Below are 12,424 nucleotides of genomic sequence, written 5' to 3' on the forward strand. Positions count from 1 at the left end.
CACCGACGAGCCCGGACGCCGGAGGCGGAGCACCCGGCGTCGCTGCCCGAACCGTGGAGACTCACCATGGACACTCTTGTCGTGGACACCGCACACCTGGACCGAGCCGTCGCCCTCGCGGTCGACAGCGTCGCGCACGCCGGAGGACCCTTCGGCGCCGTCCTCGTCACCGCCGACGGGCGGGTGTTCGAGGGCAACAACCGGGGCACGCAGGACAACGACCCGACCGCGCACGCCGAGGTCACCGCGATCCGGCGCGCGTGCGCCGCGCTCGGCACCTTCGACCTCACGGGCGCGACGCTCTACTCGAGCTGCGAGCCGTGCCCCATGTGCCTCGCGTCCGCCCTCTGGGCGCGCGTGCACGCCGTCCACTACGCCGCCGACCGGTACGACGCCGCGCGCGCCGGCTTCGACGACGCCGCCTTCTACGACTTCTTCGACGCCGACCCGGCCGACCGGGTCATGCAGGTCGTGCACGAGCGCACGGCCACCGCCACCGCGCCGTTCGACGCCTGGCGCGCCCTCGAGTCCCGGGTCGAGTACTGACCGGCCGCGCGGCCGGTCAGTACCTCAGGAAAGGGACAAGGACGTGACTCTCCTCGGCATGCGGCGGGAGACCGCCGGGAACGACGACGCACGCGGCACCGGACCGGCCCCCGGCCGGCTCGACCGCTTCTTCCGGATCACCGAGCGCGGCTCGACCACCGGGCGCGAGCTCCGCGGCGGGCTGGTGACCTTCTTCGCGATGGCGTACATCGTCATCCTCAACCCCCTCATCCTCGGCGGGACGAGCGCCGAGAACGCGCCCGTCGACGTCGCGGGCGGGTGGCTCCAGACGGCGCAGGTCGGCGCGATGACCGGCCTCGCCGCCGGTGGTCTGACCATCCTGTTCGGGCTCGTCGCGAACCTCCCGTTCGCGCTCGCGGCCGGGTTGGGCATCAACTCGTTCCTCGCCGTCGCCGTCATCGGCGACGTCACGTGGCCCGAGGCGATGGGGCTCGTGCTGGTCAACGGCCTGCTCATCGTGCTGCTCGCCGTGACGGGCGCGCGGTCGGCGATCTTCAACGCCGTCCCGCGCCAGCTCAAGGCCGCGATCACGGTCGGCATCGGCCTGTTCATCGCGTTCATCGGGTTCGTCGACGCGGGGTTCGTCACGCGCACCCCGGGCGGGCCGCCGGTGCAGCTCGGCGACGGCGGGTCGATCACCTCGGTCCCGACGCTCGTGTTCGTCGTCGGGCTGCTCACCATGGGCGTCCTCGTGGCGCGCAAGGTCAAGGGCGGGCTGCTCATCGGGCTCGTCGCGACGACCGTCGTCGCGATCGTCGCCGAGTCCGTGCTGCACCTCGGCCCGGCGTCGGAGACGAACCCCGGCGGCTGGCACCTCACCGTGCCGGCGATGCCGAGCTCGCTCGTCTCGGTGCCCGACCTCAGCCTGTTCGGGCAGCTCTCGTTCGGCGCGTTCGACCGGATCGGGGCGCTCGCGGCGACGATGCTCGTGTTCACGCTGTTCTTCACGAACTTCTTCGACGCGATGGGCACGATGACGGGGCTCGCCAAGCAGGGCGGCCTCGCCGACGCGGACGGCAACTTCCCGCGCATCAAGTCGGCGCTCGTCGTCGAGGGCGTGGGGGCGGTCGTGGGCGGCGCGACGTCGTCGTCGTCGAACACGGTGTTCGTCGACTCCGCGGCGGGCGTGGGCGAGGGGGCGCGGACGGGCCTCGCCTCGGTCGTCACGGGCGGCCTCTTCCTCGTCGCGATGTTCCTCACGCCGCTCACGGCGGTGGTGCCGATCGAGGTCGCGAGCGCGGTGCTCGTCGTCGTGGGCGCGATGATGATGGGCCAGATCAAGGAGATCGACCTCACCGACTTCACGGTGACGCTGCCGGTGTTCCTCACGATCGTGACGATGCCGCTCACGTACTCGATCGCGAACGGCATCGGCATCGGGTTCGTCACGTGGGTCCTGCTGCGGACCGCGTGCGGGAGGGCGCGCGACGTCCACCCGCTGCTGTGGGTGGTCGCGGCCGGGTTCGTCGTGTACTTCGTGCGCGGTCCGCTCACCGCGGCCGTGGGAGGCTGAGCCTCGACATCGACCGCACGGCCGACGGGTCGCCCGCTCCTGGGGGTGGCCCGTCGGCGTGCGGGGAGCGGGAAGGCGAGGCATGGCAAGAACAGCACGGGTGAGCGTCGACGAGCACCGCGCGGACGTCGCGGCCCTCCTCGCCCCCCTCGTGGACGCGGCCCGACGCCGCGCCCGCACCCAGGACGTCGACCTCGCCGACGCGCTCGGCCGGGCCCTCGCGGGAGACCTCGTCGCGCCCGTCGCCGTCCCGCTGTTCCGCAACGCGCAGATGGACGGGTACGCCGTCCGCGCCGCGGACGTCGCCGGCGCGCGGACGGAGGCTCCCGTCCGGCTGGCCGTGGTCGCCGAGATCGCGGCGGCGCCGGGCGTCCCGCCCCGGCTCGCGCCGGGCACGGCTGCCCGCATCATGACGGGCGCGCCCGTGCCCGAGGGGGCGGACGCCGTCGTGCCCGTCGAGGACACCGCGACCGGGACGTTCGCCCGCACGCCCGCAGGCACGGCGCGGGAGGGTGCCACCGACCCGGTTGCCGGACAGGCCTCCACGACGCCGGCCGACCCGGAGTCCGTCGAGGTCCGGGTGCCGCGGGCGGCGGGCGACTTCGTGCGCGAGGCGGGCTCCGACGTCCGCCCGGGCGACGTCCTGCTGACCGACGGGACCGTCCTCGCGCCGCACCACCTCGCGGCCGCCGCGGCGTGCGGGGTCGGGCGCGTCCGGGTCGTCGCACGCCCACGGGTCGCGGTCCTGTCGACCGGGTCGGAGCTCGTCGGCCCGGGGGAGGCCCCGGGGCCCGGGCAGGTCTTCGACGCCAACGCCGACGCGCTCGGCGCCGCCGTGCGGCGCACGGGGGGCGACGTGGTGCTCACGGCCCGCTGTGGCGACGACGCCGAGCGGTTCGCCGCCGTGCTCGCCGAGGCCGCGGCGGTCGCGGACCTCGTCGTGACGTCGGGAGGCGTGTCGCAGGGCGCGTACGAGGTGGTCAAGGACGTCCTCGGCGGTGGTGCGTCGTCGGACGTGACGTTCCGCTCCGTCGCGATGCAGCCTGGCGGGCCGCAGGGGTTCGGCACCGTGCACGGGACGCCCGTGCTCACGTTCCCGGGCAACCCGGTGAGCGCGCAGGTGTCGTTCGCGATGTTCCTGCGCGTGCCGCTCGAGCGGGCCGCGGGGCTGCCCGGCGTCGAGCGCGTGCGCACGGCGGTGCTCGCCCAGCCGCTGACGTCGCCCGCGGGCAAGCGGCAGCTCCTGCGAGGCGCGACCGGCCCCGGGGGCACGGTGCGCGTCGTCGGGGGAGCGGGCTCCCACCTGGTCGCGTCGATGGCGCGCGCGGACGTGCTCGTGGACGTCCCGGCCGACGTGACAGAGTGGGCCGCCGGAACCGAGGTGGAGGTGCGGGAGCTGTGACGCAGACGACGGACGGCGGCGCGCCGCCCACGGACCCCAGCCGTGTGACGACGGACGTGCTCGACGACGCCGTGTCGCGCGCGGTCGAGGACGCCGTCGGGGGCCCCGAGTGCGGGGCCGTCGTGACGTTCCGCGGTGTGGTCCGCGACGTCGACGGCGGCCGGGGCGTGACGCGGCTCGACTACGAGGCGCACCCCGACGCCACGGCCGTGATCCGGCGCTGCGTCGCGGACGTGGCGGCCGAGACGGGGCTGCGGGTCGCCGCGGTCCACCGGTACGGCAGCCTGGGGATCGGCGACGTCGCGCTCGTCGCGGCGGCCGCCGCGGGCCACCGCCGGGAGGCGTTCGAGGCCTGCTCGCTGCTCGTCGAGCGCATCAAGGCCGAAGTGCCGATCTGGAAGCGTCAGCACTTCGACGACGGCGTCTCGGAGTGGGTCGGGCTGTAGGACGCGACCCTGGACCGCCCGCGAGACGACGAGAGGCGAGAAGTGGCCCCCGGCCGGAGCCGGGGAGGGGCCACTTCTCGCCTCTCGTGAGTTCCTTCTGATCCGCCGGGCGACGACGATGTCGGGCGGGGACCCGGCGGTGCGGGCCGGGAGGGGAGGTCGGGTCAGCGCTCGGCGGGGCGGTTGTCGAGCAGCATGCCGATGCCGAGGCCGACGGCGGTGCCGAGGACGAGGCCGAACCAGCTGAGCACGACGACCCCGACGACGGCGCCGACGGCCGCGCCCAGGACGCTCTTGGTGCCGGCCTTCCAGGCGGCGGAACGCTCGTCGGTGCGGTAGATCGGGAGCGCGGACGCGGCGTTGTCCGGGGTCGTCGAGGACGCGCCGGAGATCGAGGAGGAGGGGCGGTTGGTGGGTGCAGGAGAGATCGTCGTCACGACATCCATGGTAGGAAGAGACGGCTGCTCTGACCTGGGCTGATGCACCGAGGTGACCGGCTTCACCCTATGATCTGCGCCACCGCCGGCCGCCCGCCTCAGCCGCCGATCGCGCCCATGCTGCGGGTCGTCGCCGCGAAGGCGTCGGCGGCGAGCGTCGGGGCGTCGCTGCCGTGCGCGAGCGGCTTGCGCCACATCGCGCCCTGCCACGCGCGGGCGAGGGCGTCGTCGCGCTCGTCCTCGGCGAGGTCCGCAGAGCGCAGGATCGCGCGCAGGTCGGTCTCGTCGTCGCCGAACAGGCACGAGCGCACGGTGCCCTCGGCGGTGAGCCGGGTGCGGTCGCACGCGCTGCAGAACGAGCGCGTGACGGAGGCGATGACGCCGACCGTCTGGGGTCCGCCGTCCACGAGCCACTCCTCGGCGGGCGCCGACGGGTCGTCGCGCCCGACCTCGAGCAGGTCGAAGCGGGTGCCCAGCACGGCCAGGAGGTCCGTCGCCGACACGAGGTCGTCGCGCGTCCAGCGCCCGTCGGCGTCGAGCGGCATCTGCTCGATGAACCGCAGGTGGCAGCCGTGCTCGACGGCCCACGCGAGGAGGTCGGCCGCGCCCGCCAGCGTCTCGGGCATGAGGACGGCGTTGAGCTTCACCGGCGCGAGGCCGGCGTCGAGCGCGGCGCGGATCCCGGCGAGCACGTCGGGGAGGCGGTCGCGCCGGGTGAGGCGCGCGAAGTGCGCGCGGTCGACCGAGTCGAGGGAGATGTTCACGCGGTCGAGCCCGGCGTCGACGAGCCCGCGGACGCGCTTGTCGAGGCCGATCGCGTTGGTCGTCAGCGAGAGGGACACGCTCGGCGCGGCGGCGCGCGCGACGCGCAGGATGTCGGCGAGGTCGTTCCGCAGGAGCGGCTCGCCGCCGGTGAACCGGACGTCGGTGATGCCGAGCCGCTCCACCGCGACCCGCACGACCCGGCCGATCTCGTCGGGCGTGAGCAGGTCCTCGCGGGGGATCGCGGGCAGCCCTTCGGCGGGCATGCAGTACGTGCACCGCAGCGAGCACTTCTCGGTGATGGAGATGCGCAGGTCGCGCGCCACGCGGCCGTACCGGTCGACGAGCGCGTCGGTCGCCGGGCGGGCCGGGTCCAGGTCTCCCGGGGCGCCGGAGGGCACGGCGGGCCGCACCCTGGGCATCCCGAGCGAGACGGCGGTCATGGGCCGATCGTAGTCGTCCGTCGCTCCGGGACGGTGACCTGCGCCTCACCGCGTGCTAGCGTGGAGTCCGTCGAATGGAACTGCAATTCCATCAGACGGAACTTCTCTCCGTGAGTCGGAGGGGGTCCACGGCGGATTCAAGCCCTGTGTTTCGGGCGCGTCACAGCGGACGCGGGCCAGGACACGCAGGGGACTCACCGCAAGGGTTCACTGGAAGGACGCCGGTACGCCGGCACCCTGCGGAAGCGAGGCCACGATGCTCCACATCGTCGACCGGCTCGCCCCCTGGCTCGGTCCGGGGCAGCCGCCCTTCGCCGTGGCGACCGTGGTCGCCGCGTCGGGGTCCGTGCCGCGCCCGGTCGGCACCGCGATGGCGGTCCGCGCCGACGGCGCCGTGCTCGGCAGCCTGTCCGGCGGGTGCGTCGAGGGCGCCGTCCACGCCGCGGCGCTCGACGCGATCGCGTCCGGCACGAGCCACCGCGAGACGTTCGGGTACAGCGACGACGACGCGTTCGCCGTCGGGCTGAGCTGCGGCGGGACGCTCGACGTCCACGTCCAGCCCGTGCTCCCCGACGACGACGCGACGCGCGCCCTGCACGCGCTCGCGGCGCGAGCCGAGCCCGCCCCGCCCGTGGCGCTCGTCCGCCGCATCGACGGCGGCGCGCGCACGGCCGTCGTCGTGGACGGCCCGGGCGCCGCCGACGAGGCGGCGGTCGCCCGGGCGCTGCGCGGCCTCGTCGGGCCCGACAGCCTGGCCGCCGCCGCGGCGCAGGTCGTGGCGGTGCTGCGCGCGGGCGGCACGGCGACCGTGCACGCGGCGCACGGCGGCCCGGGCGCGTCGCCGTCGGCGGGGCGCGCCGCCGCACCGGCCCCGGCAGGAGCAGCCGCCGATGCGTGCGACGCGGCCGAGCCCGTCACGCTGCTCGTCGAGACGCGGCTGCCCGCGCCGCGCTTCCTCGTGTGCGGGGCCAACGACTTCGCGGGCGCGCTCGTGCGGCACGTCCGGCTCCTCGGCTACCGCGTGACGCTCGTCGACGCGCGCGAGGTGTTCGCCGACCCGCGCCGCTTCCCCGAGGCGGAGGTCGTCGTCGAGTGGCCCGACCGCTACCTCGCCGCCGAGGCCGCAGCGGGGCGGCTCGACGCACGGACCGCCGTCGCCGTCCTCACGCACGACGCGAAGTTCGACGTGCCGCTCCTGCGGCTCGCGCTGGACCTCCCGCTCGCGTACGTCGGCGCGATGGGCTCGCGCCGCTCGCACGCCCAGCGCGTCGCCGCGCTGCGTGCCGAGGGCGTGGGCGAGGCCGCGCTCGCGCGCCTGCGGTCGCCCATCGGGCTCGACCTCGGCGCCGTCACGCCGGAGGAGGTCGCCGTCTCCATCACCGCGGAGCTCGTCGCCACCCGCCACGGGCGCTCCGCCGTCGTCCCGCTCAGCAGCAGCTCGGGCCCGCTCCACGCGGAGCCCGCAGCACGACCGGACGGTGCACCGACGCACCGCCCCCACCCCGAGGAGGCCCCCTGATGGACCTGGGCACCGTCACCGACCTCGTCCCGACCGCCGACCCCGCCGACTGGCGCGAGGGCGACGCGTGGCTCGCGGGCGGGACCGTCCTGTTCTCCTACGGCAGCGAGACGCTCCGGCGCCTGCTCGACCTGACGAGCGCGGGGTGGCCCGCGCTGACCGTCTCCGACGAGGGCCTCGAGATCGCCGCGACGTGCACCGTCGCCGAGCTGTGGGCGTTCGAGGAGAGCGCGCAGGCCGCGTCCGTGCGCGACCGGTGGCGCGCGCTGGACCTCGTGCGGCCGTGCTGCGACAGCTTCGTCGCGTCGTTCAAGATCTGGAACGCGTCGACCGTCGGGGGCAACGTCTGCACGTCGCTGCCGGCCGGGCCGATGATCTCGCTCACCGCGGCGCTCGACGGCGTCGCGGAGGTCTGGGGGCCGGGCGGCACCCGCCGGGAGCAGCCCGTCGTCGACCTCGTCACGGGCGAGCTGCGCAACACGCTCGCGCCCGGGGAGCTCCTGCGCGCGATCCGTCTGCCGGACCACGCGCTGCGCTCGCGCACCGCGTTCCGCCGCCTGTCGCTGTCCAACCTCGGGCGCTCCGGCGTGCTGCTCGTGGGCCGGGTCGACCCGCCCGACGCCGGGGGCGCGTTCGTCCTCACGGTCACCGCCTCGACGCGCCGGCCTGTGCAGCTCCGCTTCGCGGCGGACGCGCTGCCCACCGCCGCCGACCTCGTCGCCACGCTCGACGCCGCGGTCCCCGCCGACCTCTACCACGACGACATCCACGGGCTGCCCGAGTGGCGCCGGGACATGACCTACCGCCTCGGCGAGCAGATCCGCGCGGAGCTCGTCGACGGCACGACCTCGGACGGAGGCCTCCGATGACGACGACGCCCGCCCCCCACCCGGCCCCGCCGGTGACGATCGACGGCCGCACGGCCCGCACCGAGCCCCGCGCGGGCCAGTGCCTGCGCACGTACCTGCGCGAGCAGGGCGCGCTCGGCGTGAAGAAGGGGTGCGACGGCGGCGACTGCGGCGCGTGCACCGTGCACGTCGACGGCGTCCCGGTGCACTCGTGCGTCTACCCCGCGCGGCGCGCGGCGGGCCACGAGGTGACGACGATCCAGGGGCTCGCGGCGACGTCGTGCCGGGGCGGTGCCGCCGGGGACGAGGCGGCGGGCACGTGCGACCACGACCCCCACGGGCCGCAGGACGCGCTGCACCCGGTGCAGCAGCAGTTCCTCGACGCGCAGGGCTTCCAGTGCGGGTTCTGCACCGCCGGGATGATCATGACCGCCGCGACGTTCGACGACGCGCAGCGCGAGAACCTGCCGCGCAACCTCAAGGGCAACCTGTGCCGCTGCACGGGGTACCGCGCGATCGAGGACGCCGTGCTCGGGCGCGGCGACACGACCGGGACCGCGCCGGGCACGGGCGAGCGTGCGCCGTCGGGCGGCGACCGGGCCTCTACCTCGCCGGACCGGGGCTCTACCTCGGGGGACCAGGGCTCTGGCGAGGCGGGCCGGGCGTTCGGGCGCGACGTGCCCGCGCCCGCGGGCCGGGGGATCGTCACCGGGACCGTGCGGTACACGCTCGACGTGGACCCGGCCGACTACCCGGGCCTGCTCCACCTCAAGCTCGTGCGGTCGCCGCACGCGCACGCGCGCGTCGTCGCGATCGACACGACGGACGCGCTCGCGGTGCCCGGCGTGCACGCCGTGCTCACGCACGAGGACGCGCCCGCGACGCGGTTCTCGACCGCGCAGCACGAGCTGTTCACCGACGACCCCGACGACACGCGGATCCTCGACGACGTCGTGCGGCACGTCGGCCAGCGGGTCGCGGCCGTCGTCGCCGAGACCGTCGCCGCCGCCGAGGAGGGGGTGCGCCGGGTCCGCGTCGAGTACGCGCCGCTGCCCGCCGTCGTCGACCCGGAGGAGGCCATGGCGCCGGGGGCGCCGCTCGTGCACCCCGAGCTCGACGCCGCGGCCGCGCGCGTCTCGCGGCCGGAGGCGAACGTCGTCGCCGAGGTGCACAGCGAGCTCGGCGACGTCGAGCGCGGGCTCGCGGAGGCCGACGTCGTGCACGAGGCCACGTACCGCACCCACCGCGTGCAGCACGCCGCGCTCGAGACGCACTGCGCCGTCGCGTCCCTCGACGACGACGGGCGGCTCGTCGTGCGGTCGTCCACGCAGGTCCCGTTCCTCGCGCGCCGCCACCTGGCGCGCGTCCTCGACCTCGACCCGGAGCGCGTGCGCGTGCACTGCGAGCGCGTGGGCGGCGGGTTCGGTGGCAAGCAGGAGGTGCTCACGGAGGACGTCGTCGCGCTCGCGACGCTGCGGCTCGGCCGGCCCGTGCAGCTCGAGCTCACGCGCCGCGAGCAGTTCGTCGGCACGACGACGCGCCACCCGTTCCGCATCCGCGTGCGCGCGGGCGCGCGCCGCGACGGCACCCTCACTGCGCTGCACCTCGACGTCCTCAGCAACACCGGGGCGTACGGGAACCACGGCCCGGGCGTCATGTTCCACGGGTGCGGCGAGTCCCTCGCCGTCTACCGGTGCGACAACAAGAAGGTCGACGCCCACTGCGTCTACACGAACACGGTGCCCGCGGGCGCGTTCCGCGGGTACGGGCTGTCGCAGATGATCTTCGCCGTCGAGTCCGCGGTCGACGAGCTCGCGCGGCAGCTCGGCATGGACCCGGTCGAGCTGCGGCGCCGCAACGTCGTGCGCGACGGCGACCCCATGCTCTCCACGCACCCGACGCCCGAGGAGGACGTGCTCTACGGCAGCTACGGGCTCGACCAGTGCCTCGACCTGGCCGCCGACGCGCTCGCGCGCGGCCGGGCGCGCGACGTCGCCGCGTACGGCGCGGGCGCCGGGTCGGGTCCGGACGTGCTCCCGGACCTCGGCCCGGAGTGGGGCGTCGGGGAGGGGACGGCGCTGTCCATGATCGACACCGTCCCGCCCCGCGGGCACTACTCGCACGCGCGCGTGCGGCTGCGGCCGGACGGGGTCGTCGAGGCCGAGGTCGGGACCGCCGAGTTCGGCAACGGCACGACGACCGTCCACGCCCAGCTCGTCGCGAGCGCGCTCGGGCAGGACGCCGCCGACGTCGTCGTGCGGCAGTCCGACACCGACCTCGTCGAGCACGACACCGGGGCGTTCGGGTCCACCGGCACGGTCGTCGCGGGCAAGGCGTCGCTCGCCGCCGCGCAGGACCTGGCCGAGGCGGTGCTCAAGGTCGCGGCCGGGGTCGCGGGCGCCGCGCCCGGCGACTGCCGGCTCGTGCCCGGCGGCGTCGACTGCGCCGGGACGGTGCTGCCGCTGGCCGACGTCGCGCGCGCCGCCGACGACGCCGGGATCGCGCTCGTCGCCGAGGGCCGCTGGGGCGGCACCCCGCGCTCGGTCGCGTTCAACGTCCACGGCTTCCGCGTCGCGGTGCACCGCGGGACGGGGGAGATCCGCATCCTCCAGTCCGTCCAGGCCGCCGACGCCGGGGAGGTCGTCAACCCCCGCCAGTGCCGCGGCCAGGTCGAGGGCGGCATCGCCCAGGCCCTCGGCGCGGCGCTCTACGAGAACGTGGTGGTCGACGAGACGGGCCGCGTGACGACGGACATTTTCCGCCAGTACCACCTGCCCACGTTCGCGGACACCCCGCGCAGCGAGGTCTACTTCGCGCGGACGTCGGACACGGTCGGCCCGATGGGCGCGAAGTCGATGAGCGAGAGCCCGTTCAACCCCGTCGCACCCGCGCTCGCCAACGCGATCCGCGCCGCGACGGGCGTGCGGTTCACCGAGCTCCCGCTCGCGCGCGACCGCGTCTACCTGGGCATCAAGGCCGCCGCCTCCACCCGCTGAGTGCGGGAAGCAGTCCCGTCCGACGCCGGTCGGCGCGACTGCTTCCCGCACTCAGCGGGGCGTGGGGTCGTCCAGGAGGTCGAGGTCGGCCGCGGTGTCGAGGTCGCGGCCGTCGCCGGGGTGGTCGACGACGTCGACCAGGTCGGCGTGGGTGCGCAGGAAGTCACGTGCTCCGTGGTCGCCGCGGGCGCTCGCGGCGGCGGGCGCCGCGAGCGTGGCGTCGAGGACGAGCGGGTGCGCCCACCGAGGGCGGTCCGCCCCCGCAGCGTCCTCCGCGGCGCCCCCGGCGAGCCACCGCGACGCGGTCACGCGCCCGGGGCGGTGCGCGGCGAGGAGGCGCGCGACGTCGTCGGGCCCGACGCCGGGCTGGTCCACGTGCGCCACGACGACCCGGGCGGGGACGAGGTCGAGAGCGGCGGCGACGCCGACGCGCAGGGACGACGCCATCCCGGTGGCCCAGTCGGGGTTGTCGACGACGCGCACCCCGGGCCCGTCGAGCGACGACCCGGCCCGCACGCGCGCGGCCTCGGCGCCGAGCACCACGACGACGGCGTCGCACCCGCCCGCGAGCAGGGTCGCCGTCGCGTGCTCGACGAGCGCCGCGCCACGGTGGGGGAGCAGCGCCTTGGGCCCGCGCCCGAGGCGCGTCCCGGCCCCCGCCGCGAGGAGGACGGCGACGGTGGGTGTCGCGGGCGCGGTCGTCGGCGGCTTCGGCACCTGGCCAGGATAGGTCGCCGCCGACCCGGGGTCGGCGGCCACCGCGATCCGGCGGGACGTCGAGCGCGACATCGGCGGTGACGAGCAGCGGGCGGCGTCGGTCCGCACCGCGTACGCCGACGTGATGTTCAAGCTCGTGCTCCTGCCGCTGCGGGTCGCGACGTACGTCTACGCGGGCAGGCAGTGGCAGGTGATGGTCAAGGCGAACACGGGACAGGTGGTCGGGCGGCGTCCCTACAGCGTCGGCAAGATCGTGCTCGCGGTCGTCGCGGGCCTGCTCGTGGTCGCCGCGCTCGTCTGGTGGTACCTGCGCTCGCAGACGTGAGCTGGTCAGTCCCGGCGCGCGTCGTACGCGCGCTGGGACGCCGACACCTCGTCGACCGCGCCCTCGAGGACGTCGATGAGCCCCGAGAGGCTGTCCGCGACGCGGCGCCCGAGGTCGGTGAGGGAGTACTCGACGTGGGGCGGGATGCTCGCCCGCACCTCGCGCACGACGATGCCGTCGCGCTCGAGGGACTGGAGGGTCTGCGCGAGCATCTTCTCGCTGACTCCGTCGATGCGGCGGCGGAGCGCGTTGAAGCGCACCGCGCCGTCGCGCAGGCCGGCGACCGTGAGCACGCCCCAGCGCCCGGTCACGGCCTCGAGCACGTGGCGCGAGGTGCAGCCGCGCTGGAAGACGTCGGCCACCATCGCGTCGGTGGGTCCGGTGTCCTCCGCGGGGCGGGCGTCGGTCGTCATCGCCCCAGGATACGGTGCGCTCGTGCGGACAGCACT

The 12,424-nt window shown here is 75.7% G+C and carries 12 protein-coding genes; 8 read left to right on the forward strand and 4 right to left on the reverse strand.

From position 1 onward, the window contains the following. The first annotated feature begins 66 nt into the window (after positions 1 to 66). From BXA05_RS12295 to BXA05_RS12310, 4 genes are all read left to right on the forward strand, one after another. Positions 67 to 546: a nucleoside deaminase gene (locus tag BXA05_RS12295; RefSeq protein WP_076405168.1), complete on the forward strand. Its 480-nt coding sequence runs from the start codon at positions 67 to 69 to the stop codon at positions 544 to 546. A 58-nt stretch (positions 547 to 604) separates the two neighbouring features. Further along, on the forward strand, positions 605 to 2,080 hold the full coding sequence (locus BXA05_RS12300) for an NCS2 family permease (RefSeq protein ID WP_076405169.1): 1,476 nt from the start codon (positions 605 to 607) through the stop codon (positions 2,078 to 2,080). Positions 2,081 to 2,180: 100 nt separating this feature from the next. Beyond that, complete coding sequence (locus BXA05_RS12305; protein ID WP_244550448.1) at positions 2,181 to 3,482, forward strand: molybdopterin molybdotransferase MoeA; 1,302 nt, start codon at positions 2,181 to 2,183, stop codon at positions 3,480 to 3,482. Next, positions 3,479 to 3,928 carry a molybdenum cofactor biosynthesis protein MoaE gene (locus BXA05_RS12310; RefSeq protein WP_082774251.1) on the forward strand — a complete coding sequence of 150 codons (450 nt, stop codon included), beginning with the start codon at positions 3,479 to 3,481 and terminating at the stop codon, positions 3,926 to 3,928. The genes BXA05_RS12305 and BXA05_RS12310 overlap by 4 nt, the downstream gene beginning before the upstream one ends. A gap of 164 nt (positions 3,929 to 4,092) precedes the next feature. Here the strand turns inward: BXA05_RS12310 and BXA05_RS12315 are convergent, their stop codons facing one another. Both BXA05_RS12315 and moaA read right to left on the reverse strand, forming a co-directional pair. Continuing rightward, positions 4,093 to 4,365 carry a hypothetical protein gene (locus tag BXA05_RS12315; RefSeq protein ID WP_061266931.1) on the reverse strand — a complete coding sequence of 91 codons (273 nt, stop codon included), beginning with the start codon at positions 4,363 to 4,365 and terminating at the stop codon, positions 4,093 to 4,095. A gap of 98 nt (positions 4,366 to 4,463) precedes the next feature. Continuing rightward, positions 4,464 to 5,570: a GTP 3',8-cyclase MoaA gene (gene moaA, locus BXA05_RS12320; protein ID WP_076405171.1), complete on the reverse strand. Its 1,107-nt coding sequence runs from the start codon at positions 5,568 to 5,570 to the stop codon at positions 4,464 to 4,466. Between the two features lie 256 nt (positions 5,571 to 5,826). On the opposite strand from moaA, the gene BXA05_RS12325 reads away from it, so the two are divergent. The 3 genes from BXA05_RS12325 to BXA05_RS12335 are packed head-to-tail and all read left to right on the forward strand — an operon-like array spanning position 5,827 to position 10,933. Beyond that, positions 5,827 to 7,089, forward strand: a complete 1,263-nt coding sequence (locus BXA05_RS12325) for an XdhC family protein (protein WP_076405172.1) — start codon at positions 5,827 to 5,829, stop codon at positions 7,087 to 7,089. Next, positions 7,089 to 7,958: an FAD binding domain-containing protein gene (locus tag BXA05_RS12330; protein ID WP_076405173.1), complete on the forward strand. Its 870-nt coding sequence runs from the start codon at positions 7,089 to 7,091 to the stop codon at positions 7,956 to 7,958. Before BXA05_RS12325 ends, BXA05_RS12330 begins: the two co-directional genes overlap by 1 nt. Beyond that, positions 7,955 to 10,933 (forward strand): molybdopterin-dependent oxidoreductase, encoded by a 2,979-nt coding sequence (locus tag BXA05_RS12335; protein WP_076405174.1) that lies wholly within the window; start codon positions 7,955 to 7,957, stop codon positions 10,931 to 10,933. Before BXA05_RS12330 ends, BXA05_RS12335 begins: the two co-directional genes overlap by 4 nt. Before the next feature lie 51 nt (positions 10,934 to 10,984). Here BXA05_RS12335 and BXA05_RS12340 read toward each other — a convergent pair whose 3' ends face one another. After that, the gene (locus BXA05_RS12340; protein WP_342065194.1) at positions 10,985 to 11,782 is read right to left on the reverse strand and encodes a nucleotidyltransferase family protein; all 798 of its coding nucleotides are present in this window, start codon (positions 11,780 to 11,782) and stop codon (positions 10,985 to 10,987) included. Between BXA05_RS12340 and BXA05_RS12345 the strand changes: the two genes are divergently transcribed. Continuing rightward, the gene (locus tag BXA05_RS12345; protein WP_076405175.1) at positions 11,775 to 11,975 is read left to right on the forward strand and encodes a hypothetical protein; all 201 of its coding nucleotides are present in this window, start codon (positions 11,775 to 11,777) and stop codon (positions 11,973 to 11,975) included. The genes BXA05_RS12340 and BXA05_RS12345 overlap by 8 nt on opposite strands. A 5-nt stretch (positions 11,976 to 11,980) precedes the next feature. Here the strand turns inward: BXA05_RS12345 and BXA05_RS12350 are convergent, their stop codons facing one another. Beyond that, a complete protein-coding gene (locus BXA05_RS12350) occupies positions 11,981 to 12,388 on the reverse strand; it encodes a winged helix-turn-helix transcriptional regulator (RefSeq protein WP_031316645.1) in 408 nt (135 codons plus the stop codon). Positions 12,389 to 12,424: the final 36 nt, after the last annotated feature.

The sequence above is a fragment of the Cellulosimicrobium funkei genome (genome assembly GCF_900155925.1).
Lineage (GTDB): Bacteria > Actinomycetota > Actinomycetes > Actinomycetales > Cellulomonadaceae > Cellulosimicrobium > Cellulosimicrobium funkei.

Bases quoted from the DNA above. Each gene is read 5' to 3' on its own strand.
- BXA05_RS12295 (WP_076405168.1), top strand. From the start codon at position 67: ATGGACACTCTTGTCGTGGACACCGCACACCTGGACCGAGCCGTCGCC.
- BXA05_RS12300 (WP_076405169.1), top strand. From the start codon at position 605: ATGCGGCGGGAGACCGCCGGGAACGACGACGCACGCGGCACCGGACCG.
- moaA (WP_076405171.1), bottom strand. From the start codon at position 5,570: ATGACCGCCGTCTCGCTCGGGATGCCCAGGGTGCGGCCCGCCGTGCCC.
- BXA05_RS12325 (WP_076405172.1), top strand. From the start codon at position 5,827: ATGCTCCACATCGTCGACCGGCTCGCCCCCTGGCTCGGTCCGGGGCAG.
- BXA05_RS12330 (WP_076405173.1), top strand. From the start codon at position 7,089: ATGGACCTGGGCACCGTCACCGACCTCGTCCCGACCGCCGACCCCGCC.
- BXA05_RS12335 (WP_076405174.1), top strand. From the start codon at position 7,955: ATGACGACGACGCCCGCCCCCCACCCGGCCCCGCCGGTGACGATCGAC.
- BXA05_RS12345 (WP_076405175.1), top strand. From the start codon at position 11,775: ATGTTCAAGCTCGTGCTCCTGCCGCTGCGGGTCGCGACGTACGTCTAC.
- BXA05_RS12350 (WP_031316645.1), bottom strand. From the start codon at position 12,388: ATGACGACCGACGCCCGCCCCGCGGAGGACACCGGACCCACCGACGCG.